Annotated in this window: 1 protein-coding gene; it reads right to left on the bottom strand. The window is 64.6% G+C overall.

The features are described from left to right. A partial coding sequence (locus DU29_RS0128875) for an efflux RND transporter periplasmic adaptor subunit (RefSeq protein WP_028624800.1) occupies positions 1-588 on the bottom strand: 588 nt, incomplete at both ends.

Raw genomic sequence — 588 nt, forward strand, 5'->3', positions numbered from 1 at the left:
ATCAAAATGCACGTGCACCGGGTTCAGCGAGACTACGGTGGTCAGGATGCTGGCCTGGCCGTCAGCACTCACCAAGTTGCCTGCCGTGACCAGTGCACGTCCGGCGCGGCCTGTGATGGGCGAACGTACCTGGGTGAACGACAGATCCAACTTGGCGGTCTCGACTGCGGCTTGGGCGAACTGCACGTTGGCTTGGGCCTGATCGGCGGCGGCGTGGCGCTGCTCCAACTCCTCGGTGGAGGCTGCTTGCAACGAAGCCAGCTTTTGAGCACGGGCCGCTTCGCTACGTGCCAGTGCGGCCTGCGTGCGGGCGCGGGCCAAGTCTGCTTCCGCGCGAGCCAGAGCAGCACGGTAACTGCGAGCGTCAATCTCGAACAGCACGTCGCCACGTTTGACGATCTGGCCCTCTTCGTAATTGACCCTGTCGATGTAGCCACTCACACGTGGCCGCAGCGCAACGCTTTCCACCGCCTCGACGCGGCCATTGAACTCATCCCATAGGACGATCTTGCGCACCGACACAGGTGCCACGCTGACCGTGGGTGGAGGGGCGGCGACCGCGTCGGCGGCGTCGCTATTGCAGCCAGC

This window comes from Pseudomonas sp. Ant30-3 (genome assembly GCF_000690905.1).
Taxonomy (GTDB): domain Bacteria; phylum Pseudomonadota; class Gammaproteobacteria; order Pseudomonadales; family Pseudomonadaceae; genus Aquipseudomonas.